The following is a 25,636-nucleotide window of genomic DNA, read 5'->3' on the forward strand; positions in this document are numbered from 1 at the left end:
TGGTCGACCGCCTGCGGCTCGCCGATGTAGAGCTTCAGGTAGGCGTTGTAGGTGACGGCAACGGTCGCCGTGAACCAGCCTTGGCCCTTCGGGGCGAGCTTGAACCGATGGGTGTGGCCGGCCTCCCCGTCCAGGTGCACGATGCGGTGCCGGCTGGAGCAGGGACCCGGCACGCCGTACGGGTCGGACAGGATGCCGGGCGCCACCGGCCGCCGCTGTCACAAGTCGAAATCACTTGCAGGTGGCGCCGGAGTTCTTCCAGGTGGCGGCGTCGATCATGGTCGTGGGGGCGAACGCCTCGGCGGGGAAGGGCGTCCCCTTCCGGAGTTTGTCGTACATCGTCTGGACGGCCAGCGCCCCGACGTCCCGGCCGTTGATGAACAGGGCGGCCTTCATACCGGACGGCTTGGGGCCGCCCCAGTCCTTGCAGGCGAGGTAGCCCCCCAGGCCCACGCCGATGACGTTGTCGGCGCTGACGCCGGCGCTCTGGAGGGCGGTGACGGCACCCTGGACGTTCTCGTCGTTACAGCCCCAGACCACCCAGTGCTTGACGCCGGCGCCGTCCGTCACGATTCTCGATGCGACCTTGCGCTGAGCGCCCTGGGGGGTGTTGTCGGTCCCCACGTCGAGGGAGCGTATGCGGCCCGCTACCCGGTCGAAGGCCAGGCCGGCCGCGTTGACCCGCTCGCGGCAGACGTTCACGTCCTGCTGCCAGGCGTAGACGATCCGGGTGTCCGTCGCAGTCCAGCCCGCCTTCCGGTACTCCTCGCCGGCACGCCGGCCGACCTGGGCGCCCATCTGCTCCCCGCTGAAGCCCACGCGGGGTACGAGGTTCTGATGTGAGCAGACACTCGGGTCCGGAAAATCGGTGCAGATCTGGTCGTCCGAGGTGAGCAGTGCGACCCCGGCCTCCTTGGCCGCCTTCGCAACGTCGGGGCCGACCGCCGGGTCCGGGACGACGACGATCAGGCCGTTGGTCCGGTTGGCGATGGCGGAGCGCAGCGCGGCGAGCGTCCTGGCCCCGTCGTTGCCCACGTCCACCACCGTCAGGTCGACCCCGAGTTCGGCGGCCTTGGCGCGGGCGCCGGCGGCCTGGTCGAGGAAGTACTTCTGATCGCCCTGCTTCTGCAGATAGGTGATCGAGATCTTCGCGGAGGCCGGAGGGAGCGGGGCACCGGTGTCGGCCGAATCCGCACCGGCGGGAGCACGCGCCGACCAGGCCGGCCGCGAGGAGGAGGCAGGTGGGGGCGACGAAGCGCCTGGTGAGGGAGCAGAACATCAACAAGCACTCCTGTATGGGGATGGACAGCGGGTCGGCCTGCTGACGCCACGGGCTGTCGGTGGCGTCTGGTCCCGGTGGACGCCGCGGCGGCCTGCGGCGGGGGCGAACCTGGGAGAGGCGGGTCCTGTCGTACGGCGGCCGGGCGGGATGGCCCCGCCGGGGGCCACGTCCCTGTCAGCCGGTCGGCTTGGGCGGGGCAACGGGCGCTTCGAGGGGGTGCTTCTCGATGGCCGTGATGGTCCAGGTGTCGCCGGTCCTGACGAGGCTGATGGTGCGGTGCTGGGTGTAGGGCTTGTTCAGTTCGAACTTGTTGGCGCTCAGGTAGGCGGGGTCGGCCTCGGTGAACTCGATGGTGCTGTCCATCTGCACCTTGGCGGTGGTCATGTCCTTGGGGAACGTGGACTGGTACCAGGCGATGCTGACCTGCCGCGTTGCGAGGTGGTTGGTGGTGAACAGGGCGGCGAGTTTGGTGTCGTACTGCTGGGAGCGCAGTTGGTCGGCGAAGTCCTGGTTGTAGAAGGTGAACTCCTGGGCGGTGCTGTCGCCGATGGTCCGGTGGTCGCGGTTGTCGACCGCTCCGGAGTGCAGGACGACGGTCTTGCGGACGGCGGTGACGACGGGGTCGTCGTCCCCCAGCTGGGTGACGGTGCTGCCGTTGCTGTCGATGACGTGCCAGAGGCTCTGCCCGGAGTGGTCGGGTGCTGTCGGAGCGGCCGGGGTTCCGGCGGCCGTGTGGGCGGAGGAGCATCCTGCGGTGAGCAAGAGGGCGGCCAGGATCAGCGGAGCGGTTCTCCTGAGCATGGCGGCTTCCCTTCGGTGGGGGGTGCGGGCCGCCCGCGGACAGGGCGGCCCGCACCGGGGTCAGGGGGTCAGGAGGCGGGTTCGAAGGTCCACTGGCTGGTCCACCAGGTGCTGGGGGCGGCGCCGTGCTGGAGGTTGCCGGTGAGGTTCTCGGTGTGGGCGTAGGTGCCGGTGGAGCGGTTCTTCAGCCGGGTGTAGCCGGAGATGGGTTCCTCGGTCCACTGGCTGGTGGTGTCGGTGGCGGGCAGGCTGCCGTAGTGGACGACGGCGTTGCCGGTGGTGGTGTTCATGTACTCGCCGGTCCACCGGTTGCGGTAGCGGGTGTAGCCGTCGGTGGTGGTCTCCTTGGCCCACTGGGAGCTCCAGTAGGTGGCGGGGACGTTGCCGTACTGGACGTTGCCGGTCTGGTTCTCGATGTTCAGGAACTGGCCGGTCTGGTGGTTCTTGATCCGCTGGTAGCCCGAGCCCTCGGAGTAGCCGGCGTTGTCCTTGAACACCCGGAGGTAGTCCACGTTCCAGGTCTTGGGCCAGACGTTGTTGTGGACGCCGGAGCCGGCGTCGGTGTACAGGCCGAGGATCATGCCCATCGGCATGTTGGGGGCGTCGTTGATGGTCTTGTAGAGCTGGTTGTCGTAGTAGAAGTTGAGCTGGGTGGGGGTCCAGTCCATGCCGTAGAGGTGGTACTCGGTGGTGGGGCTGCCGCTGGGCACCGGGTTGTCGGACGTGTACCAGTCACCGAGGAAGTTGGGGTCGCCCCAGCCGTAGGCCGCGATGCGCCAGTTGTTCGGGTTGGAGAAGAACGTCTCGACCATGTCGATCTCGGAGTTGGCGTTGCCGAGGGTGGTGTCGTCGGTGCCGACCAGCCACAGCGCCTGGTGCCCGCCGCCCCCGACGTTGGAGTTCTTCGCGCGCATCTCGAAGTAGCCGTACTTGGTGGAGTAGCCGTTGAAGTCGGGCTCGTGGTGGTCGTTGGGCATGGAGCCGTTGAAGCGGTGCCAGTTGTCCTTCTCGTAGGACTGGATGCTGGAGATCTTCACCGTGCCGTCGTACTGGGCGTTCCAGGCGGGGGTGTCGGCGTCGAGGCGCTCGGTGAGGGTGCCGTTGGCGATGGTGTAGCGGGCCTGGGCGTTGGCGGGGGTCGACGTCCAGTGCGGGAGGTAGGACGGCAGCCACTTGCTCGTGTTGAGCGAGGTGCCGTCGAACTCCTCCTGGAAGTCCAGGGTGTAGCCGGACTTGGTGGTGGGGTTGGGCGGGGTGTCGGCGGCGTGGGCGACGGCGGGCAGCAGGAGGGCTGCCGCTGCCGCCATGCAGATGAGGGCGCTGTGGGTGAGGGGCCGGCGGCGCCGGGTGGGGGTGGGGGCCGGCGTGGTGCCGGGGGTTTCTGCCATGACGCTTTCCCTTCGGGGGTGGGGGTGGGGTGGTGCATGGCGGCCGGTTGCGGGCGGGGCGGCGGGGCGCTCTGTCCGGAACCGGGGTTCTGGGGGCCGGCGGTTGCCGGCCTGGTGGGTGAGGTCCGGGGCCTTCTGCCGGCGGGGGGCGGGATCGGCGGGGGGCGGGGCTCACGGTGGGAGGTGGGGTGCCGGCCGGGCCCGGTGCGGCGGGTCCGGCCGGCACCCCGGATGTCCGGCCCCTGTGAGTCGGGGGCCTCGGGGCCGGAGACGGAGGGACGGTGCCCTAGTTCGCGAGCGCCTGGACGGTGTCGGTGCGGCGGGCGCGTTCGGCGGCCCAGGCGACGAGGTGGCTCTCCAGACTGGTGGCGGGGTCGGAGAGGATGTGGACGGGGTCGCCGCTGGTCAGGGCGTCGAGGAAGGCGTCGACCAGGCGTTCGTCGCCACCTCCGTGCCCGCTTCCGGCGTCGGGGCCGTCCACGCCCAGGAGCAGGGTCTCCTCCCGGCCGGTGACGAAGTCGGTGACCGTGGCGTGGACGCCGTCGCCGTCGAGGCTGCCCAGGGTGCCGAAGATGCGGGTCTTGCGGTGGGTGAACGGGGTGAAGGCGGTCATGGTGAAGGAGGCCGTGGCGCCGCCCTGGTACTCGATGTTGACGACCTGGTGGTCGACGACGTCGTTGTCGCAGGCGTAGACGCACCGCCCGTACGGTCCCTCGCGCAGTGCCTGCTCGACGCCCTCCGGGGTGCGGGCCCCGGTGACGGCGTTCAGCGGCCAGCGCTCCCGGTCCGCGTCACCGAGGCAGCCGAGGTAGAGGCGCTTCGCGGAGTAGGGGCAGGTGGATTCGACCGGGCAGTCCAGGCAGTTGTCGGCCGCTTCGGCGGGGCGGTTCTCGGGGCGGAAGTGCATGAGGGAACCGAAGGAGGACACCTTCCGCACCGGCGCACCGATGATGTAGGAGATCCAGTCCAGGTCGTGGGACGACTTGGCGAGCAGCATCGGGCTGGCCTGGTCCTCACGCCGCCAGTTGCCGCGGACGTAGGAATGGGCCTGGTGCCACCAGCCGACCGGCTCCAGGTGCTCGACGCTGACGATGTCGCCGAGCCGTCCGGAGTCGACGATCTCCTTCACCCCGGTGGTGTAGGGGGTGTAGCGCAGGACGTGGCAGACGGCGAGCATGACGCCGGCCTTCGCCACGGCGTCGGAGATCTGCCGGGCGTCCTCCTCGCTGGTGGCCATCGGCTTCTCCAGCAGGATGTGGTAGCCGAGTTCGGCGAAGCGCACGGCCGGCTCGACGTGCTCGGCGTCCTGTGTGGTGATCAGGACCGCGTCGGCCTCGGGTGTCTGCTCCGCGAGGGCGCGCCAGTCGTCGAAGACTTCGGCGCCCGGGTGGCGCTCCCGCGCGGCGGTGGCCCGGGCGACGTCGGGTTCGGCGATCGCGACGATCCTGGCACGGCCGGTGGTGGCGGCGTAGGTGGCGTAGGTGGATCCGCGTCCGCCGGCGCCGACCAGCATCAGGCGCAGCGGCTCTCCAGGTGTTCGGGGCCGGGTGGTGGCGGGTACGCGGGCATGGCTCATGGCGGTGTGTCCTCCGGGGACGAGTGAGGAGAGGCGGGCAGCGGTGCGGTCGTGGGCGTGCGGTCAGCCCTTGACGGCGCCGGAGAGCATGCCGGCGATGAAGTGCCGCTGGAAGAAGAGGTAGACGGCGACCACGGGGGCGATGACGATCAGCGTGGCTGCGGACAGCAGGGGGACGTCGATGTTGTGGGCGCCGACGAAGAAGCCGAGGCCGGCGGGGGCGGTGCGTCCGCGGGGGTCCTGGATGAGGATGAGGGCGAGCAGGAACTGGTTCCAGGCCCACAGGAAGTAGAGCAGGCCGAGGGTGATCAGTGCGGGCTTGGCGCAGGGCAGCAGGACCTTCCAGAGCACCGTCCAGCTGCCGGCGCCGTCGACGGCGGCCGCCTCGGTCATCTCCTTGGGCAGGGCGAGGAACTGCTCACGCATCCAGAACGCTCCGAACGGCATGAACAGGCCGACCAGGGCAAGGATCAGGGCGAGCGGGGTGTCGGTGAGGCCGAATGCGCGCAGGTCGTAGTAGAGGGGGACGACGGCGGCTTCGTAGGGCAGGGCCAGGCCCAGCAGCAGGAAGCCGAAGAGCATCGTGCGGCCGCGGAACTCCATGGTGGCGAAGGCGTACCCGGCGAGAGAGGCGCAGACCAGCGCGATGGGGACGACGCCGAGGGCGACGACGGCGCTGTTGCGCAGCAGTTGGCCGAAGCCGGCGTCGGACCAGGCCCGGCCGAAGCTGTCCAGGGTGGGGTGTTCGGGCCAGTGGAGTCCGTCGACGATGGTGCCCGGCGGGTTGAGGGCGGCGAGGACGATGCCGGCGAACGGGACGATGACGGCCAGGGTGAAGGCGGCCATCACGGCGCGGCCGGCGAGGCCTTCGAAGCGGCGGTTCATGTCTTCTCCCGGGTGATGCGGCTGATCGCGAGGACGATCAGGGCGATCAGTGCGCTGAGTACCACGGCCAGGGCGCAGGCGGCCCCGACCTCGCCGTTGGTGAAGGCGAGCCGGTAGATGAGCACACCGGGAACGGTGGTGGAGTCGCCCGGTCCGCCGCCGGTGGTGACGTAGACGACGTCGAAGCTGGCGAGCGCGGAGATGACGGTGATGGTCAGGGCGACGCCGATCTCGGCGCGCAGCCCCGGCAGGGTGACGGCGAAGAACTCCTGGACGGGGCCTGCGCCGTCGAGGCGGGCGGCCTCGTACAGGCTGCTGTCGATCTTCTGGATTCCGGCCTGGAAGACGATCAGGCACAGGCCGAGCATCACCCAGGTGCCGACCAGGCCGACGGCGACGTAGGCCCAGGTGAAGTCGCCGAGCCAGGCGCGGGTGATCGAGCCGAGGCCGACGGCGCGCAGTGCCTGGTTGACGATGCCGTCGGTGGAGTACATCCACTTCCAGGTGACGCCGACGGCGACCAGCGGGATGATCTGCGGCAGGAACAGGACGGTGCGGCTGACGGGGTGGCGGCGCCCGCCCCGGCCGCCGATGACGGCGGCCAGGAGCAGGCCCAGCGCGATCGGCAGCAGCGAGTAGAAGCCGATGAAGCCGAGCGCGTGCACGATCGAGGAGCGCAGGGCCGGGTCGGTCAGCACCTCGCGGTAGTTGGCGAGGCCGGCCCCGGTGCCGACTGTGACGCCGTCCCAGTCGAAGAAGGAGAGCCACATGGTGTGCAGCCATGGCAGTACGACGAAGGCGGTGTACAGGGCGAGCGCCGGCGCGAGGTACAGGTAGGCGATGCGGCGGGAGCGGGGCCGGCCCGGGCCTGCGCGCAGGGTGCGCGCGGACCGTCCGCTCGGGGCCTGCGTCCGGTGACCGCACGGTGCGTCCCCTGCCGGGCCGGCCGCGCGCCGGGTGGTGGTGTCGCGCCGGTGGGAGGGGGTGGTGGTGCTCACTGGTGCCCCTTGAGCCAGTCGGCCTGGAGTGCGGCGAGGTAGGCGTCCGGGGTGGTCTTGCCGCCGATGAGCTGCTGGCCCTGGGAGGTGAGGGTGTCGTTCATGGTGGCGTCGGTGTTGGCGAAGAAGTTCACCAGGCCGTTGTCCGTGTTGACCTTGCCCCAGGCGGCCGTGACCTCGTTCATCACGCTGTTGGCGGGGGCCTTGACCTGGTCGGCGTGGGCGACGGGCAGGAAGCCGGTGGAGAACTGGATCTGCGCGGCCTCGGGGGTGTTCATGAAGTCGAGGAAGGCCGCCGCCAGGTCGGGGTTCTTGGACTTGGCGGGAATGGCGTAGGCGACGGAGGTGCCGATGCCGGTGGCCTTGGAGGCGGCGTCGGCGCCGGGGAAGGGCAGGAAACCCACCTTGCCGGGTGCGGCCTTGTCGATGACCTGTGCGTCCCAGCTGCCGTCGAACAGGAACAACCCGGAGCCCTTGGTGAAGGCGGCGACCGAGCCCGGCAGGTCGGTGCCGTTGGCGCCCTCGGGCAGGTAGCCCTTCTTCGCCCAGTCGGAGAGGGTGGTCGCCGCGTCCGCGCCGCCGCGGGTGTCGACGGTCGAGCCCTGCTTGCCGTTGACCCAGTCGCCGGTCTTCGCCGCGCCGTCCACGGAGTCGACGATCGACTGGACGACGAAGGAGGAGTGGCCCTGCAGGTTGCCGAGCTGCACCGGGAGCTCGCCCGCGGCCTTCGCCTTGGCGAGTGCTGCCTCGAACTCCGCCCGGGTCTTCGGCACGCCGATGCCGAGCTTGGCGGCGATCTCCTTGTTGTAGTAGACGCCGACCACCGAGAACCCGGCCGGCGCGGCCCACAGGTGGCCGGTGCCCAGCTGCTTGCCGTCGTCCGAGGCGCGCCACTGGTCGAGCTGACTGCTGGGGTACTTGGTGTCCCAGCCGTAGGCCCGGGTGTAGGGGTCCAGGTCGCGGACGAGGTTGCCCTTGACGGTGGTGCCGAGCTTGTTCAGCAGCGCCAGGTCCGGGGCGTTGTCCGAGGAGAGCTTGAGGTTGAGGCTCTTGTCGTAGTCGTCGGGGCCGGTGTACTGGAAGTCCACCGTGATGTTCGGGTGCTTGGCGTGGAAGGCCTCGGCCAGGGCCTTGGTCGTGCCCGCGTTCTCGGAGCTCACGACGGTCAGCGTGGCATTGCCGGTGGGAAGCGCGGTGGAGACCGGGCCGGAGGTAGCCGCACTCTTTGTGCCGCCGCCGGGGGTCAGGCCGTTGCAGGCGGTCAGGCCGGTGGCCGCCACCAGCAGGGCGCACATCGCCGCGGTGCGGCGGGGGGATCTTGCGGACATCGGGGGCTCCTAGGACGAGGTGACCTGCGGGACGACGGACAGCGTCAGCGCTCGAACGAATTACGTCGAGCTGTTTCTAAACTGAGGCGATGCTAGGAGTGGCCTCCGACATTGGTCAAGACATATATGCAATACCGTTACGTAATGACTTGCCGTAAGATGGCAGCGTGGATGCGGGCCGCAGGGGCGTCCCGGACAAGAAGCGAGGTCTCGTGAACCGCACTGGTCTCACCGGCGGCGATCCCGCCCTGCTGCGGCGCCTGAACGTCGAAGCCGTCCTGCGCGTCATGCGCAGCGCGGAACCGATGACGCTCACCCAGATCGGCCGAGCGGCCTCGCTGTCCCGGCAGACCGTGGACGTCGTGATCGCCGAGCTCGACGAGGCGGGCTGGATCGAGGAGGTCGCCCCCGAACGGAGCATCGGCCGCCCCGCCCGTCGCTACCGCTTCCGCGCCGAGGCCGGCCACGTCCTCGGCATCGACGTCGGTGTCGCGGGCATCCGCATGACCCTCACCGACCTCGACGGCGCCGTGGTCGCGTCCCGGAGTGCCGAGATGGCCCCGGGCATCAGCGGCCCGGACCGTCTGACACGCATCCATGCCTGTGCCGCCGGCTTCCTGGCCGAGCACCCGCACGCACGGCTTCGAGCCCTGTGCCTGGGCGTGCCCGCCATCGTCGACACGTACGGCCGCATCCGGCTCTCCACCCCGCTCCCGGAGTGGAGCGGAACCGACCTCGCCAGCATTGCGGGGACCTGGTTCGACTGCCCCGCCTACGTCGAGAACGACGCCAACCTGGCTGCCCTCGCCGAGCACTGGCGCGGCGCCGCGCGGTACGCCGACGACTTCATCCAACTGATCGCCGGCAAACGCTCCGGCGCGGGCATGATGCTCGGCGGACGCCTCCACCGCGGCCGGGGTGGCGCGGCCGGAGAGATCGGCGCCCTGGCTCTCCTCGGCTGGGAGGGTGACGCCATGAACGATGTGCGCGCCTCCCCCGACCCTGCGCAGATCTTCGCCGACGCCGCCGCCGGCGACCCCTCCGCGACCGCCCGCGTCGACCGCTTCGCCCGCGTCCTCGCCCAGGGCATCGCCGCCATGGTCCTCACCGTCAATCCCGACCTCGTCGTCATCGGCGGCGGTCTCTCCCAGGCCGGCGAGGCACTCGCCGGGCCGGTGCGCGGTCATCTCGACAAGCTCTGCCTCGACCCGCCGCAGGTGGCCGCCTCGACCGTCGGCGTCGAAGCGGTCGCCCTCGGCGCCGTACGGCTGGCCCTGGAACACACCAACGCCGAACTGTTCGGCGCTCATACCGAGGGCGGCCGCAAGGTCGCCGGGACCGGTGCGCCGGTCACAGGCCGTTCCGCCGGCCAGGGGTTGTTCGAGTCCGTTCGGGGAGCCTCGGACTGAAGGGCCGGCCCCCGAGGACCTCGGCCGGCAGTCCCCTGGGCGGCTGCCGGGAGGGCGGCCGCCGCGGTGGCCTCGGGTCCGCCCGGTGCTGGGCGCCGTGGTGTGGCCGGTTGATGGCCGTGGACGGTGGCCGGCCGGGCGACGATGGCGGCGCCACGCCCGTCTTCGTCAGGCGCCTGCCCGGTGTTCCAGGCACCGTCGCGGGGGGCGGGGCCGTCGTCGTGAACCTCGACGCGAGGAATGTGGGACGAGGCGGGGCGGCCTGTACTTGGTGCTGTCGGCGGCCCTGGATGCTCGATGGCGCCGGTGACGAGTTCGGAGAGCGCGAGCAGGGCGCTCTGACCGGTCCCCTCGTCCCCTTCCCAGGCGCTGGGCACGGTACGGGCAGCGCCGCACGCGGCCCCCACCGCTCCGGGGCGGTGCCCGAGATCCCGGACCGCTTCAGGTCGGCCCGACCTCGTCCCGGTACCGAAACCGCGGGGACGGCGGTCGCGGCGTCCGCCGTCCCGGTCCACGGGCTGGTGGGTGCGGTCCTGCTGCCGCTGGTGGCGATCTCGTCCATGGCGGGGCCTCCTCGGCCGGTCCTGCGGCCGGTCGCCTGTTCCGCACCGGCGGTCTGTCTCCATGAAGCGTGTGAACCAAGATCGGATGGCCGCCGGGAGGGTCACAGCAGGGTCTCGGTTGGGTGCGGTCGTACGGTATCGGCACGCGGAAGACCACGTACCGAGCGCTCGACCGCCCACAGTCCCGACCCGCACGCCAACGCCGGCCGGCCGGCCGGCGATCGACGAGGAATCCCGACACGGCGGCACACACGTGGGCCGGTTACACCTCCCCCACGGCCCGGGACGACGGTCACCCTTGCCCTGTGGCCCGGGCTGGCCCGGGGGGGTGGCCGTGCGGGCCGTGGGGATTCGTCGCCGGTGCCGCAGGCGGCCCGGTGAGTCGGGCTCCGGACGTGGCGCTGCGGCTGGGCAGCGGTGTTCCGGCCTCGATCAGGGGGCCCGGGGTGCGGTGTGGGGGCCGGGGATGTTGTCGCGGGTGGTCCGGAGTTTCTTGAGGGTGTTGGCGACGTGTTGTTCGACGGTGCGGGGTGAGATGGCGAGGGCGTGGGCGATGTCGTTGTTGGTGGCGCCGGTGGCGAGGAGTTGGGCGACCTGGGTCTCGCGGGGGGAGAGGTGTTCGCCGTAGCTGCGGCGGCCGCGCGGGGTGGGGCGGTGCAGGCCGAGTTCGCGCAGGGCTTGTTGGCAACGGGCGGCGTCGGCGGTGGCACCGAGGGCGGCGTGGGTGGCGGCCGCTTCGGTCAGGTGGTCGGCGGCGGTCTGGGGATCGGTGGGGGCGAGGGCGCGGGCGTGGTGTTCGAGGGCGCGGGCGGTGTGGTGGGGGCGGCCGATGGCTTGGAAGGTGAGGCGGGCGCGGTCGAAGTGACCGGCGGCGCCTTCGCTGTCGGCGTCGTGCTGGAGGACCAGGCCGCGGGCGAGGTGCGTCTCGGCATGCGCGGCAGGCGCGTCGACACCTTCGAGGGCGTGTTCGGCCTCGGTGACGAGATCGTGGGCGTCCTGGTGGTGGCCGCCGGCGAGTGCCGCCTGGACTGCTACGGGCACCATGTCGCAGGCCACCGGCCAGCAGGCGGCGGAGCGCAGGGCCGCCAGGGCCGGGACGGTGACGGTCCAGGCCTGGGCCTGACCGCGGGCGAGATGGACGTGGACGAGGACCGCCGTCGCCCGTAGCTTCCATTCGGCCTCGGTGGCTGCCTCCGCGATGTGGGCGGCCTGGCCGAGCTGGTCGAGGGCGCGGGTCCACCGCCCGCGGGCAGCGGCCAGGCAGCCGGAGGCAAGGTGCGCGTCGAAAGCCGCACCGGCCATGTCGGGGTACTGGGCTGTGAGCGCGGCGTGGTCGGCCTCCAGGTGTTCCCAGCGCCCTGCCAGCCAGTCCAGCCTCAGGAGGTCCAAGGCACCCAGGCATTCCACGACCACCAGGGTGCCCAGTCGCCGGGCCAGGTCCAGGCTCTCGTGGATCAGGGCCGCGGCGCGGGTGTCGTACCCGGTGCCGAGCGCCGTGTCACCGACGTTGAACAGGGCACGACTGGTCTGACGCAGGACCTCGGGGTCGGGGTCGTCGAGGGGCAGCGCGTCGACGAGGCCCCACACGTCGCGGTCCCCGGCCGAGGCCATCAGACTGAGGCGGGTGGCGCGGACCGCGGCCCGAGCGGCGTGGTCGGGGCTGTCGCGGACAGTCTTCTCGGCGCGGTCCATCCACGCCCGTGCCGCCTGCGAGGACCGTTGGTGGGCCATGGCGAGGGCGACCATGGCTCGGGCGGCGAGTTCGGGGCGGGTTGCCAGTTCCTCGACGGCCCGTTCCAGCTCGGTCGGCGCGGCGGCATCACGGGCCAGGTTGAACATCAGGAGGCCGAGGGCGAGGCGGATCTCACCGCGCGCGGCGGTGGGGAGCTGAGGATCGGCGAGGATGCGGCGCAGGGTGCTGGTGGTGGTGGTGTAGTCGACGCCGTTGACGGCGATGCGGGAGAGGGCGAGGGCGGAGCGGGTCCGCAGGTCGGGCTCCAGGCGGGGTTCGGCGAGGATCTCGTGCAGGAGGGTGGTGGCGGTGCCTTCGTCGCCCAGCGCGGTGGCCTGGTCGGCGGCGGCCTCGGCCTGCCGCAGCCAGGCCGGGATGTCCCCGAGGGCGCGGGTGTGGTGGGCGATCTGGACCAGCGGGGGCTGCGGGGTGGTCCACAGGACGCGGACGGCCAGGCGGTGCAGATCCTGCCGGTGGGGGCCGGGAATGTCCTGGTAGACGGCCTGTTGGGCGAGGGCGTGGCGGAAGCCGTAGTGGCCGGGCGCGGTCTCGCGCAGGACGGCGGCTCGGAGAGCCTCGGTGAGGGCGGGGCCGGCCTGGCGGGGGTCGAGGCCGGTGAGCTCGGTGAGCAGGTGCCGGCTCGCGGGGACGGCGAGGACGGCGGCGGCCTCCACCACGGCGGTGGCGGGCTCCGACAGGGCCGACATACGGGCGGTCACGGCCTCGCGCAGTCCCCGGGGCACGGCGGCCTCCGTCAGGACCGAGATGTCGTCCGCAAGGGCGTCCTTCCGAGGCGTGCGGCCGGAACCACGCCGGGCGTCGCGGGCCCGGTCGGTCAGCGTGAGCAGGTCCTCCTCGACGACCAGGGGCAGCCCCGCACTGCGCTCGAACAGCGTGCGACTCAGGGCGGGGTTGGCCCGCGGGCCGAGCACGGCGGCGGCGAGGGCGTGGACTTCCTCCTCGGCAAGGGTGTCGAGGTGGATCTCCGCGCCGCTGGTTCCGGGCGGGCGCCGGTAGGGGGCGCCGAGAACGGGGGTGTCGGCGGGCAGGTCCTCGCGGCGGTAGGTGAGCACCAGCCCGAGTTGCTTGGGCAGGTCCCGGGCCAGCAGGAGGAGCAGCTCGCGGGTCGCCTCGTCCGCCCAGTGGAGGTCCTCGATCGCCAGGACCAGCGGGCCGACGGCGTCCAGCAGGGACCGTACCGCCCCCATGAGCTGGAAGCGTCCGGTCCGGGGGTCCTCCGGCCGGGCCGGCGGTGGGGGCAGCCGTCGGGCGAGGGCGGGCAGCAGTGGTGCGAGTGCGCCGGTCTGCGGATTGAGCCGGTCGGGTTCGGGGAGCCAGTCGGCGGTGCCGCGCAGGGCGTCCAGGACCGGGCCGAACGGCAGAGGTTCGCGCAGGGGATGGCACAGTCCGGTCACCACTCGGATGCCACGGCCGGTCAGCGTGCGGCCGGCTTCCTGGAGGAGGCGAGACTTGCCGATCCCGGGCTCGCCCTCCACCGTCACCACGGCCGGCGGTATCTCCAGGGCGGCCAGCAGCAGGTCCAGCTCACGGCTGCGGCCGGTCCAGGCAAAGCCACGCCCCGCACCGTCGTAGGGATCACGCTCCACTGCCGACCTCCACGGAGACTGGCACCCGCCGGCCCCCAGCGTCGTCCTCAGCGTAGCCCCGGCCACGAATCCAGTCATGTGGATCCCGGCACCGGCACGCTGGGGGCGCAGGTGAATCAATGGCTCGTGGCGAGCGGGCCCACGTCCTCACGGCTCCAGGTTGTCGCCCGACCGCCGGGAAGACTTGTTCGCGGTGGCCGTGCACCAGACCGACCGGGTCCGGCTGCCCGAGCAGCCTGGCGACTTCCTTGTCCACGGTGTGCCGGGCCGTCTCGGAGCAGGTCTGCATCTCCTCCGGGTCGGGGCCGAGACGCTGCGGGGCGGTGGCGGCGGTCCGACCGGGACGAGTTCGACGGACAGGATGGGCAGCCGGTCCTTGCGAGGCAGGAGAAGCGCATCGCCGACTCTGCGGCCGACCTCCTGGAGCGGCCGCGACGCCGAATGCACGGCTCAGCGCGCCGAGTCGCGGGTGAAGACGGCGGCCGTGGACCGGCCGGGGGATCCGGCTGCCGGCTCGGGTCAGGGGGCGGCGGCCAGGGCGGCGGTGATCTCCCTCGGGGTCGACGACACCAACACCGCGATCACGTCCGCCAACTTCGCCCACTCCGGGAATCGCGGTTACGGCGACTACCAGAACGACATCCACCACGCGACGGCGAACGGCTCGACCGCCTCCTTCACCTTCACCGGCGCGGGGATCCAGGCTCGCGGCGAGCGGTCCACCAACCGGGGGAACATCGGCGTCGGCATCGACGGAGGAGCGCAGCAGCCCGTCAACACGTGCCCACAGACGGTCCCCGGCACGCCAACGTCGCCCTGTACGGCTCCGCGGCCTCCTCTCCCCGGGCAGCCAACCCTCGTGGCGACCAAGCTCTCCGGCCGGGTACGCCACCCTCGACGGAGTCAGCATCTACGGCAGCCGGGCCGGCCGGTCAGCATTCGATCAACCAACCCCGGCCCCACCGCGACAGCGGTGGGGCCGGATGCGTCGGGCGACGGCGGCTGGAGAACCTCGCAGGCCCAGGCATCCCGGCCGCTCTGCAGTGGCATCGACCACACGAGTTCACTCGAGGTTCCGCGCGACGGTGCCGGCAACCTGGCAGCGACCATGTCCCCACCTGGCAACCCTCGGCTGACGTCACAGAACAGAGCGTTGCAGCACCCGGGCCGTACCTACGGCTCCACCCATCGACCACCTGGTCTTCCACTATCGAGCCCGTGCCTCCGGAGCCTTCCGTTACCTGGCTGTGACTGCTGACGCGATCGGTCGATCTTCGTTCACAGGCCTCATGGACGGGAGCGAGGGGGACGGAGCGGACTATTCCGACCAGCGTGTCGGTAGAGGAGAGCCTTCATGGACGCCGTCGCCACCCTTCCCGGCAGAACGCCGACCGAGCCTGCAGGCCGCACGGCAGATCCTGCGGGCGGCCGTCCGGATTCCCGCGCCGGCGACGAGCCGGCCGGCGACCGGACCGACACCGTGTGGTCACTCGCCCACCACCCCACATCGGCGGGCGCCGCCCGAAGCATCACCCGCGATGTGCTCGGCACCTGGGGCTTCGACGAAGACACCATCGACCAGGCCCTGCTCGTCGTCTCCGAACTCGTCACCAATGCCGTCGAACACGCCCTCCCCCCGATCACCCTCCACCTCGACCACGCGACCCCCGGCGACGCCCTCCATATCCAGGTCGACGACGGCGGCCCCACCACCCGGGACGGCACCCGGACCACCGGCCGCGCACCCGATGAACACGGCCGCGGCCACGCCATCATCGCCCGGCTGGCCACCGCACACGGCCACCGCACCGCACCCCACGGCACCGCCTACTGGGCCCACCTGTGAACGACCCGCCGGATGTCGCGGGATCGTTCGGACGCGCGGTGGCCCGTGTCGGTCGACGTGGGGTCCCGCATCGCCGAGCCAGGTCACGGGGGAGCCCCGCTGTCCCGGGGCGGGCAAACGGCGGCCCCCGTGTCGGCAGGCGATCCTTCGTCGAGCTCTCCGGAGGCACTACAGATGCATCCGCACATGTCTGACACGTCCATCCCTCTGCAGCCCGCGGCATACCTGCGCCGCTGCCCTTCGCCCGGTCCGGCGTCGCCGGTGGAGGTCCACCGTGAGACCTTCCGGCGCTTCGCCGCCCGACTGGGCCTGCCCGCACCGGCGCTCTACCTCGACGACCTCCCGGCCGCCCGCGGCCCGCGGCCCCGGCCTCAGTTCGAGGCGCTCGTCCACGCGGTGATGGACGGCTCGCACCGGGTGCTGCTGATACCGGGGCCATGGGTCTTCTCCAGCGAGGACCACCGCGTCCGTCTGGCCTACAGGGTGCTCATGGCCGCCGGGTGCCGCCGCATCCTGATCCTGCCCACGCCGCTCGCCACGGCCTGGCGCCTTCGGCTCAACCTGCCCGACGAGCACACCGAGTAGGTGTCGGGCTTGAAAGGCGGTTGTGGCAACGGCGGGGCGGTGACCGAGAGGCGTCGTCGGGCAGGCGGACCGGGCTGCGGCCCCACCTGCGCAGCTCCTCCCCCTCCCAGGATTCGATGCAACCCCCGGCGAGGCGTGCGGAATCGTTACATCGGCCGAGTTTCGTGCCCTTGACAGGAGTTGGGGCAGGTGGTGATTATTTAAAACATCTTAAGTAAAACCGTCTAAGAAACTACGGCGGACGACCGAGCCGGAGAGAGTGAGACGCCGTGAGTGATCCCCTCCGCCCCGCAGCGGCCCCGGGCCGCCGCCCGCCGCGAGGCCTGTTCGATGCGCCGCCGGCCCCACGTCGGCGGGCGGGGCGGACCAAGGCGCAGACCCAGGACAACCGGGTCCACAACCGTTCTCTCCTCCTGGCGACGCTCTACCGCGAGGGTGCGATGAGCCGCGCGGACCTGTCGCGGGTGTCGAGCCTGACCGCGCCGACGGTCTCCGCGCTGGTGGCCGATCTGGAGTCCGACGGCCTGGTCGCGGACGTCGAGCCCCGCCAGGAAGGCGGCCGGCGCCGGGGGAAGCCCTCGATGCTGGTGGAGATCCAGGACGACGCGGTGAACCTGGTGGTGCTCGACCTGTCGCCCGGTGAGTACTTCCGGGGGGCGGTGACGAACCTGCGCGGTGAGATCGTCGAACGGTCGCAGGTCGCCATCGGCACCGCGCTCGGCGAGGCCGCCCGCGACCTGGTGAACCAGCTGGTCGCCGACCTGCTGGGGCGTGCTCCCCGCCGGGTGCTGGGGATCGGCGTCGGCTCGCCCGGCATCGTCGACGACACAGGCGTCATCCGGCAGGCCGCCCACCTGGAGTGGCACGACCTGCCGATGGCCCGTCAGCTCACCGAGGACTTCGGGGTCCCGGCCTACGTCGGCAACGACGTCAACGCGGCAGCCCTGGCCGTGCTGCACTTCCGCGGCACCGAGGCGCAGAACCTGATGGTGATCGCCACCGAGCACGGTGTCGGTGCCGGACTGGTGGTCGGCGGCGAGCTGGTGGCCGGGGAGCAGTTCGCGGCCGGCGAGATCGGACACCTCACGGTCGACGTCGACGGCGAGCCGTGCGTCTGCGGGCGCCGGGGCTGCCTGGACCCGATGATCGACGCCGGGCATCTGCGAGCACGCCTGGCGGCCACTGCGGACTCGGGGCACGACGCGATCCTGGCCGACGCCGGCCAGGCCCTGGGCACGGCACTCGCCCCGATCGCCTGCGCGCTCAACCTGAACGAGATCGTTCTGACCGGGCCCGCCGACCTGATCGACGGCCCGTTACTGCGCGCAGCCGTCGAGACGGTGCAGGCGCGCACGCTCGCCCCGATCGGCGCCTCGCTGAAGATCCGTTCACTGGCCGGGGACGACGACCTGATCCTGCTCGGCGGGGCCTGTTTGGTGCTCGCCGGCGAACTCGGCGTCCTCTGAGCCCCGGCCGATCCCCGACCGGCCAACAGATCTCTGGGTCGAGATCACCCGGCGGCACCGCGGCTGCAACCGCGAATCGCCGGCTCGACCCAGAAACCCGTGAGTACTACCCAACAGTTCGGTGATCCTACCTGCCGGACATACTGCTAGGAAAACCCATGAACCACAGATCAAGCGGTGCCGCCACCGTCCTCGCCCTGGCCGTCGCCGTCGCACTCAGCGCCTGCTCGGCCGCCGGCACGGCGCCCTCCGCGGCCACCACGCCGCAACCCGTCGCCACCGCGAAGGGCGAAGGCAAAACCCTCACCGTCTGGGTGATGGACGGCGACTACTCGGAGCCGTCGCTCCAGGCGATCAACGACGCGTTCACCCAGCAGACCGGCGCCAAGGTCGACGTCCAGGTCCAGGCCTGGGACGGAATCACCACCAAGGTCACCACCGCGCTGGCCACCTCGAACCCGCCGGACGTGCTGGACCTCGGCAACACCCAGGTCGCCAGCTTCGCCGCCAACGGCGGCCTCAAGGACCTCACCCCCTACGGTGCCGACCTGAGGCAGGGTCAGACCTGGCTGTCGGGCCTGGTCGCCCCCGCGACCGTCGACGGCAAGCTCTACGCCGTCCCCGGCTTCGCCGGCGCCCGCGCGGTGATCTACAACAAGACCATGTGGGCCAAGGCCGGCGTCGACAAGGCCCCGACCACCTTCACCGAGCTGACCGACGACCTCGCCAAGGTCAAGGCCGCCAACCCCGGCACCGACTTCTCCCCGCTCTACCTCCCCGGCCAGAACTGGTACGCGGGCATGCAGTTCATCTGGGACGCGGGCGGCGACATAGCCGCCGAGGCGGGGTCGAAGTGGACCGCGGGCTTCGGTGCCGACGCGGCACAGGCCGGCCTCGCCGACTTCAAGGCCTTCCAGAACCAGTTCTCCACCGCCGCCTCGCGGACCGTCGACACCACCACCCCCGACCAGGTCCAGGTCTTCGCCGACGGCAAGGCCTCCGCGATCATCGCCACCAGCGGGTTCATCGGACGCATCCAGAAGGCCAACCCCAACCTCACCGACTCCGACCTCGGCACCTTCCCGCTGCCCGGCAAGTCCGGCAAGGCCCAGCCCGTCATGCTCGGCGGCTCCGACTGGGGCATCGCCGCCCGCAGCGCCAACCCCGACCTCGCCCTGCAGTGGACGAAGATCGCCGCCGGCCCGGACATCCAGGGCAAGTGGGTCGTCGGCCACGAAGGCTTCATCCCCAACAGCCTCGAAGGCATCAAGGCCGCCATGGCCTCGGTCGGCGAGCTGAAGAAGGGCTTCTTCGACGCCGCCCTCAGCTCCAAGGCCACCCCCGCCAACGCCAACTGGGCCCAGATCGAGGCCAACAAGGACATCAACAACCTCTTCGCGGCGGTCGCCTCCGGAAGCAAGAGCACCAAGGACGCCGCGAGTGCCTTCGACGCCACGGCGACCAAGGCGCTGAACGCCGGTCAGTAGTGCCCCCGGGCGCCCCGACGATCCCGGGGCGCCCCTCCCGCCCTAGGGCGTGGCTCACCGTTCCCGCCGGGCGCACGACGCGACCCGTGAGGCACGCCCTACGCCGACCGGACAAGAGAACACCCATGACGACCCAACCCCTGGCAGGCACGAGCCGCACCAGCAGGCTCCGCCCGCACGCCCCGTCCCGCCGTCGCCCCTCGTGGGCCCCGTGGTGGCTGCTGTCCCCCGCGGGCCTGGTGATGCTCACCGTCACCGCCGCCCCGATCGTCTTCCTGATCTACACCTCCTTCACCGACTACAGTCAGCGCTCCCTGTTCACCGGCACCTACCACCAGGTCGGCCTGCGGCAGTACACCGCACTGTTCGACGACCCGCAGTTCTGGCAGGCCCTGCTGCGCAGCGTCCTGTTCACCGCCGCCATGGTGGCCGGCAGCATCGCGGTGGGCACCGCCGTCGCCCAACTCCTCACCCGCCTCGCCACCGCGATGCGCCTGACCGTGACGATCGTTCTGATCCTCGCCTGGGCGATGCCGACCGTGGCGTCCTCCCTGGTCTGGAAGTGGCTCTTCCAGCCCGGCTACGGCGTCGTCAACTGGCTGCTCACCCAAGCCGGCGTGTTCGGCGACATGACCAACACCGACTGGGCCAACGACCCGTTCCTGGCGTACCTGTCGATCTGGCTGCTGATCGTCTGGCAGGCCGTCCCCTTCATCGCCCTCACCCTGTACGCCGCGCTGACCCAGCTACCCCTGGAACTGCAGGAGGCCGCCCGCCTCGACGGCGCCGGCGAGTTCCGGGTCTGGTGGTCCGTCACCCTGCCCTTCCTGCGCCCCACCCTGATGCTGGTCGCACTCCTGTCAGTGATCTGGGACTTCAACGTCTTCAACCAGATCTGGCTCGTCTCCGCCGGCGGCCCCGACTCCGCGACCACCACCCTCGGGATCTTCGCCTACCGGACCGCGTTCGTCGCCTTCAGGATCGGCCAGGGCGCCGCCCTGTCGGTCATCACCACCGCCATCCTCGTGGCGGTCACCGCCCTCTACATCCGCAACCTGCTGCGCTCCGGGGAGGACCTGTGAACAACCGCCTTCGCCGCAGCCGGGCCGGCAATCCCAAGGGCGGCGCGCTCGCCAATGCGATCGCCGTCGCGTTCTGCCTCGTGTGGGTCTTCCCCGTCTACTGGATGGTCAACACCGCCTTCAAGCCCCGCTCCGAGGCGATGACCTCCACCCCGCTGTTCCTTCCCAAGTCCCCGACCCTGTCGAACTTCGACGCGGCGATCAACCAGACCACGTTCTACCGCACGTTGTGGAACAGCCTGATCGTCGTGGGCGGCACCGTCCTGTTGGCCGTCGTGCTGGGGATGTTCGCGGCCGCCGCACTCTCCAGGTTCAGGTTCCGGGGCAGGCGCGCCATCATGGTGGCGATCCTGATCGTCCAGATGCTGCCCGGCTCCGCCCTGCTGATCCCGACCTTCCTGGTGTTCAACCGGGTCGGGCTGCTGGGCACCTACGCGGGCCTGATCCTGGCCTACGTCGCCGTCGTCCTGCCCTTCTCCATCTGGGTGATGCGGGGCTTCTTCATCGCCGTCCCGGTGGAGATCGAGGAGGCCGCCCGCATCGACGGCGCCTCCACCTGGCAGATCCTGTACAAGATCCTTTTCCCGCTCGTCGCCCCGGGCATGGTCGCCTCCAGCATCTTCGCCTTCATCGCGGCCTGGAACGACTACCTGGTGGCCTACACCTTCATGAAGGACCAGGACCAGTACACCCTCCCGGTGTGGCTCGCCTCCTTCAGCACCCCGATCACCGGCACCGACTTCGGCGGCCAGATGGCCGGCTCCGTCATCTTCTCGCTCCCGGTCGTCGTCTTCTTCCTGATCATCCAGCGCAAGCTCGTCTCCGGCGTCTCCGCCGGCGCCGTGAAAGGCTGACCCCACCCCATGCTGCTGCCCCGCCCCGCCTCGCTCCAGACCGGCGAAGGCGAGTTCCTTCTCGATGTCTCCACCGCCATCGCCGCCGGCAGTCACCTCACTTCCACCGCGCTGTGGCTCCAGTCCGTGCTGCGTCCCGCCACCGGCCTTCCCGTCCCGATCAGCCCCGTCGCCAGGCGGCCGATCCGCCTGGGGCTCCGCCCGGACCTCGGGCACGAGGCGTACCACCTGACCGTCACCGCCGAGTGCGTGCTCATCGAGGGCGGCTCGCAGGCGGGGGTCTTCTACGGCTGCCAGGCCCTGCTCCAACTGCTGCCGCCGGCGGTCCACCGCCGCGCCCGGGCCTCCGGGCAGCGGTGGGCGGTGCCGGCCGTGACGGTCCAGGACGCGCCGAGGTTCCGATGGCGCGGCACGATGCTCGACGTGGCGCGGCACTTCATGCCCAAGCACGATCTGCTGCGGTTCGTCGACCTGATGGCCATGCACCGGCTGAACGTCCTGCACCTGCACCTGACGGACGACCAGGGCTGGCGGGTGGAGATCCGCCGCCACCCGCGGCTGACCGAGGTCGGCTCCTGGCGCAGGGAGTCCCAGGTCGGCGTGCCGCAGGACGCCCCGGGCGACGGCCGGCCGCACGGCGGCTTCTACACCCAGGAGGACATCCGCGAGATCGTCGCCTACGCCGCCGACCGGCACGTCACCGTGGTGCCGGAGATCGACGTCCCCGGGCACTCGCAGGCGGCCATCGCCGCCTACCCGGCGCTCGGCGTCGGCGGCGAGGTGCTGGCCGTCCACACCCGGTGGGGCGTCAACCCGAACGTCCTCAACACCGAGGAGAGCACGGTCGCGTTCTACTGCGACGTCCTCGACGAGATCACCGACCTCTTCCCCAGCCGGTTCATCGGCATCGGCGGCGACGAGTGCCCCAAGGACCAGTGGCGCGCCGACCCCCGCACCCAGGAACTGATGCGGCAGCGGGGAATGACGGACGAGAACGCGCTGCAGTCCTGGTTCATCGGCCGGCTCGGAGAGCACCTCGCCACCCGCGGGCGCCGCGTGTTCGGCTGGGACGACCTCCTGGAGGGGCCGGTCCCGCCCGGCACGGCCGTCGCCTCCTGGCGCGGCATGACCGGGGCACGGACCGCCGCCCGCAGGGGCCACGACGTCGTCTCGTGCCCGGACGACCAGGTCTACCTCGACTACCGCCAGTCCGAGCACCCCGACGAGCCGATCCCCTTCGCCGTCCCGCTGACCCTCCAGGACGCCTACGGCTTCGAGCCCGTCCCCTCCGGTCTTTCCCCGCACGAGGCGGCACACGTCCTCGGCGGCCAGGCCAACATCTGGACCGAACACATGGACAACCCCCGCACCGTCGACTACTACGCCTTCCCGCGGCTGTGCGCCATCGCGGAAGCGCTCTGGAGCACCGGCGAACGCGACTTCGACGACTTCCGCACCCGCCTCGCCACGCACCTGCCCCGGCTGGAGGCGATCGGCGTCGAATACCGCCGCGAGACCGGCCCGCTGCCCTGGCAGACCCGGCCCGGCATCGAGGGCAAGCCCTCCACCAGGCTTGAGTGGGCCTCCTTCATCGACCAACTGGTCGCCCACATCAAGGTCTGAGCGCACCCCCCACGGCGCTCAGCGCACCATCCACCCCCACAAGGTACGGAGAACGTCATGTACCGAAGAATGACCGCGGGACGGGCCGGCCTCGCCGCCGCCCTCTCCCTCGCGGTGGCCGCGGCCGCGGCCGTGACCGTCACCCCCGCCGCCACCGCGGCCGGCGCCCCCGGCACCGTCACCATCGGCGGCAAGTGCCTGGACGACGCCAACTTCAACACCGCCAACGGCGCGACCGTCCAGCTCTACGACTGCAACGGCGCCGGCGCGCAGAACTGGACCTGGCAGGACAACGGCAGCCTCACCGTCACCGTCGGTGGCACCACCAAGTGCCTGGACGTCGCCGGCGGCTCCAACGCCACCGGCGCGCTCGTCCAGCTCTACGACTGCAACGCCGGCGCGCCCCAGCAGAGGTTCAAGTACCTGCCCGACGGCACCATCTACAGCGCCAAGTCCGGCAAGTGCCTCGCCGTCCAGGGGGCCGTCGTCAACAACGCCCGGATCGGCCTGGCCTCCTGCGACCCCGCGCAGAGCACCCAGAAGTGGGGCTCCGCCGCCGCCCCCCAGCCCGGTGTCTTCCTCACCGCGGGCAACAGTCTCTCCTTCAACCAGGGCACCGACTCCCCGAGCTCGGGCTACACCGACGCCGACGGGAAGTTCTACGTCCAGAACGCCTTGGCGGGGTACGGCAACGACCTCCGGTACTGGAGGTTCTACTCGGGCGCGAACTACGACAGCGCCACGCTCGACCCCATCAGCAACGCCGTCAACCCGAACAACGCCCTGGACCAGAACAACGACACCACCTGGCGGTGCAACAACAGCCCCACCGGTCTGAACGCCACCCCCACCGCGCCGGGCACCACCTACTCCCAGCCCAACTACTGCGACCTGGTCGGTGTCTGGGTCGACCCCGACACCGGCTGGTGGTACGGCCTGATCCACAACGAGTTCACCGGCGAGCCCTTCGGCGACAACCTCCACTTCGACGCCATCGACAACGCCGTCTCCAAGGACCACGGCGCCACCTGGACCATCCAGGAACACGCCCTCACCTCGCCCTACAGCACCACCCGGGGCGACACCGCGGCGTTCCCGAACCAGACCTACTACTACGGCGACGGCGACCAGCGCCTGTTCGTCGACTACGCCTCCGGCTACTTCTACGTCTTCCACGCCACCCGTGTCCTCAGCAAGCCCGGTGCTGCCGGCGGCGCCATCTGGGAGCAGCACGTCGCCCGTGCCCCGATCTCGGGGAAGATGGCGGCGTCCTCCTGGAAGAAGTGGTACAACGGCGCCTGGCAGACCCCGGGCGTAGGCGGAGCCGAGAGCGACATCATCCCCGCGGACGGCGGCGGACTCGGCTACATCCCGTCGGGTGACGACTACAAGCCGGCCACCACCGAGGGGACCACCGAGCAGGTCAAGGCCGGCACCCTGCCGGACAACTCGCAGCTCGCGGTGATGAACATCGCCTGGAACGCCTACCTGGGCAAGTACATCGGAACCCCGCAGAACAACGTCGCCCAGAACACCAACGTCGGCACCCCGTTGCACTTCTACTCCACCGACGACCTGGCCACCCAGAAGTGGACCGACATGGGCCTGGTGGCCGGCACCGAGAACGGCTCCTGGTACCGGTGGCTGGTCGACTCCGGCAACAAGACCGACAACACCGTCCTCGGCAAGACCTTCCGCTCCTACTGCACCTTCTTCTGCGGGAGCAGCTCGCGGGAGATCACGCTCCGGCCCCGCAGCAGCGCCGACCTGCCGTCCCCGGTGGACACCGGCCGGACCTACCAGATCGCCGCCGGCAACGGCCGCTACCTCGACCAGAGCGGCAGCAGCCTGGCGACCAGCGGCACCGCCTCCTCCCAGCAGTGGAAGTTCACCGCCACCGGTGACGGCTTCTACACCATCACCAACGCCGCCTCCGGCCAGGCACTGGGCGTCGGCACCGGCAACGCCGGCCGCGCCTGGGGCGCCGCCGTCAGTCTCGGCTCCCTCAGCACCCCCGCCGGCATCGGCCAGCAGTGGTCGATCCAAGCCACCCGCACCACGCCCAACCCCAGCGGCGCCTCCACCCCCACCGGCGCCGTCCGGCTCGTCAACCGCTACAGCGGCCTCGCCCTCAGCCTCACCAACCAGGGCACCCAGTCCGTCCTGACCTCCCCCCAGCGGAACTGGGACAACGCCGGAACCGGCCCCGACACCCGCCCCGCCAACGCCCAGACCCTCACCCTGACCGCCGTCGGCGGCACCAACGCCACCGCCGCCAACACCGTCACCGTCACCAAGCCCGGCGACAAGAGCGCGGCGCCCGGCACCGCCATCACCCCGTTCCAGGTCAGCGCCACCGACTCCGCCACCGGCCAGACCCTCACCTACGCCGCCTACGACCTGCCCGCCGGCCTGAGCATCAACTCCACCACCGGCCAGATCAGCGGCACCCCCGCCTCCATGACCACCACCTCGGTCACCGTCACCGCCACCGACACCACCGGCGCCTCCGGCGCCTCCACCTTCACCTTGGAGGTCACCACAACCGACCGGGCCCAGGGCCGGCCGACCACCGCCTCCTCCGTCGAGGGCAACAACACCAGCCTCACCGCCGACAAGGCCACCGACGGCAACCCCGGCACCCGCTGGGCCAGCGCCAACTCCGACCCGCAGTGGCTGCAGATCGACCTCGGCACCACCCAGCCGATCAAGGCGGTCAAGCTGACCTGGGAGACCGCCTACGGAAAGGCCTACCAGATCCAGACCTCCAACGACGGAACCACCTGGACCACCGTCTACACCACCACCACCGGCGACGGCGGCACCGACAACCTCACCGGCCTCGCCGGCTCCGGCCGCTACATCCGGATGAACGGCACCACCCGCGGTACCGGCTACGGCTACTCGCTCTGGTCCTTCCAGGTGTACAGCTGGTAGGGATACCGGAGCGCCCCCGTGGCCCGACGGGGCGGTTCCTGCAAGCCCGGGATGAACAAGTGATCACGTAGGCCGCAGACCCGAGCCGTCCGCCCGGCCCGCCACACCCGCACAACGGCTCCGGTGGTTCGGGGCGCCCTCACAGGAGGCCCCAAACCACCGGAGTTCGCCGTTCACCCAGACCAGC

The 25,636-nt window shown here is 71.1% G+C and carries 19 protein-coding genes; 9 read left to right on the forward strand and 10 right to left on the reverse strand.

The window, feature by feature from the left end; genetic code table 11:
* From IE329_RS13320 to IE329_RS13355, 8 genes are all read right to left on the reverse strand, one after another.
* Positions 1 to 206, reverse strand: a 206-nt coding sequence (locus IE329_RS13320) for a hypothetical protein (RefSeq protein WP_190211058.1), incomplete at its 3' end; no start/stop codon positions are given.
* 25 nt (positions 207 to 231) lie between these two features.
* A complete protein-coding gene (locus IE329_RS13325; RefSeq protein ID WP_190211182.1) occupies positions 232 to 1,146 on the reverse strand; it encodes a substrate-binding domain-containing protein in 915 nt (304 codons plus the stop codon).
* Positions 1,147 to 1,456: 310 nt separating this feature from the next.
* Complete coding sequence (locus IE329_RS13330) at positions 1,457 to 2,083, reverse strand: hypothetical protein (protein ID WP_190211059.1); 627 nt, start codon at positions 2,081 to 2,083, stop codon at positions 1,457 to 1,459.
* A 68-nt stretch (positions 2,084 to 2,151) separates the two neighbouring features.
* Positions 2,152 to 3,471: a glycoside hydrolase family 16 protein gene (locus IE329_RS13335; RefSeq protein ID WP_229927407.1), complete on the reverse strand. Its 1,320-nt coding sequence runs from the start codon at positions 3,469 to 3,471 to the stop codon at positions 2,152 to 2,154.
* 286 nt (positions 3,472 to 3,757) lie between these two features.
* Complete coding sequence (locus IE329_RS13340) at positions 3,758 to 5,047, reverse strand: Gfo/Idh/MocA family protein (protein ID WP_190211060.1); 1,290 nt, start codon at positions 5,045 to 5,047, stop codon at positions 3,758 to 3,760.
* Between the two features lie 63 nt (positions 5,048 to 5,110).
* On the reverse strand, positions 5,111 to 5,932 hold the full coding sequence (locus IE329_RS13345; protein WP_190211061.1) for a carbohydrate ABC transporter permease: 822 nt from the start codon (positions 5,930 to 5,932) through the stop codon (positions 5,111 to 5,113).
* Complete coding sequence (locus IE329_RS13350) at positions 5,929 to 6,930, reverse strand: carbohydrate ABC transporter permease (protein ID WP_190211062.1); 1,002 nt, start codon at positions 6,928 to 6,930, stop codon at positions 5,929 to 5,931. Before IE329_RS13350 ends, IE329_RS13345 begins: the two co-directional genes overlap by 4 nt.
* Positions 6,927 to 8,258, reverse strand: a complete 1,332-nt coding sequence (locus tag IE329_RS13355; protein WP_190211063.1) for an ABC transporter substrate-binding protein — start codon at positions 8,256 to 8,258, stop codon at positions 6,927 to 6,929. The genes IE329_RS13350 and IE329_RS13355 overlap by 4 nt, the downstream gene beginning before the upstream one ends.
* 212 nt (positions 8,259 to 8,470) lie before the next feature.
* On the opposite strand from IE329_RS13355, the gene IE329_RS13360 reads away from it, so the two are divergent.
* Entirely contained in the window at positions 8,471 to 9,667 is a 1,197-nt protein-coding gene (locus IE329_RS13360; protein ID WP_190211064.1) for an ROK family transcriptional regulator, read from the forward strand.
* A 995-nt stretch (positions 9,668 to 10,662) separates the two neighbouring features.
* On the opposite strand, the gene IE329_RS41475 is transcribed toward IE329_RS13360, so the two are convergent.
* Complete coding sequence (locus IE329_RS41475) at positions 10,663 to 13,569, reverse strand: ATP-binding protein (RefSeq protein WP_268257277.1); 2,907 nt, start codon at positions 13,567 to 13,569, stop codon at positions 10,663 to 10,665.
* Positions 13,570 to 14,196: 627 nt separating this feature from the next.
* Positions 14,197 to 14,319 (reverse strand): hypothetical protein, encoded by a 123-nt coding sequence (locus IE329_RS41480; RefSeq protein WP_268257278.1) that lies wholly within the window; start codon positions 14,317 to 14,319, stop codon positions 14,197 to 14,199.
* Between the two features lie 604 nt (positions 14,320 to 14,923).
* Between IE329_RS41480 and IE329_RS13370 the strand changes: the two genes are divergently transcribed.
* The 8 genes from IE329_RS13370 (at position 14,924) to IE329_RS13405 (ending at position 25,449) form a co-directional block, all read left to right on the forward strand.
* Positions 14,924 to 15,415, forward strand: a complete 492-nt coding sequence (locus tag IE329_RS13370) for an ATP-binding protein (protein ID WP_190211066.1) — start codon at positions 14,924 to 14,926, stop codon at positions 15,413 to 15,415.
* A gap of 261 nt (positions 15,416 to 15,676) precedes the next feature.
* Entirely contained in the window at positions 15,677 to 16,000 is a 324-nt protein-coding gene (locus IE329_RS13375) for a hypothetical protein (RefSeq protein WP_190211067.1), read from the forward strand.
* Positions 16,001 to 16,269: 269 nt separating this feature from the next.
* Positions 16,270 to 17,466: an ROK family transcriptional regulator gene (locus IE329_RS13380; RefSeq protein WP_229927408.1), complete on the forward strand. Its 1,197-nt coding sequence runs from the start codon at positions 16,270 to 16,272 to the stop codon at positions 17,464 to 17,466.
* 158 nt (positions 17,467 to 17,624) lie between these two features.
* On the forward strand, positions 17,625 to 18,953 hold the full coding sequence (locus tag IE329_RS13385) for an extracellular solute-binding protein (RefSeq protein ID WP_190211068.1): 1,329 nt from the start codon (positions 17,625 to 17,627) through the stop codon (positions 18,951 to 18,953).
* A 125-nt stretch (positions 18,954 to 19,078) separates the two neighbouring features.
* Entirely contained in the window at positions 19,079 to 20,035 is a 957-nt protein-coding gene (locus IE329_RS13390) for a carbohydrate ABC transporter permease (RefSeq protein WP_190211069.1), read from the forward strand.
* Positions 20,032 to 20,889, forward strand: a complete 858-nt coding sequence (locus tag IE329_RS13395; protein ID WP_229927409.1) for a carbohydrate ABC transporter permease — start codon at positions 20,032 to 20,034, stop codon at positions 20,887 to 20,889. Before IE329_RS13390 ends, IE329_RS13395 begins: the two co-directional genes overlap by 4 nt.
* 9 nt (positions 20,890 to 20,898) lie before the next feature.
* Positions 20,899 to 22,512, forward strand: a complete 1,614-nt coding sequence (locus IE329_RS13400) for a beta-N-acetylhexosaminidase (protein WP_190211070.1) — start codon at positions 20,899 to 20,901, stop codon at positions 22,510 to 22,512.
* Positions 22,513 to 22,569: 57 nt separating this feature from the next.
* Positions 22,570 to 25,449, forward strand: coding sequence for an RICIN domain-containing protein (locus IE329_RS13405; RefSeq protein ID WP_190211071.1), 2,880 nt, complete (start codon positions 22,570 to 22,572; stop codon positions 25,447 to 25,449).
* Positions 25,450 to 25,636 lie beyond the last annotated feature (187 nt).

The organism is Kitasatospora indigofera (assembly GCF_014655955.1).
Lineage (GTDB): Bacteria > Actinomycetota > Actinomycetes > Streptomycetales > Streptomycetaceae > Kitasatospora > Kitasatospora indigofera.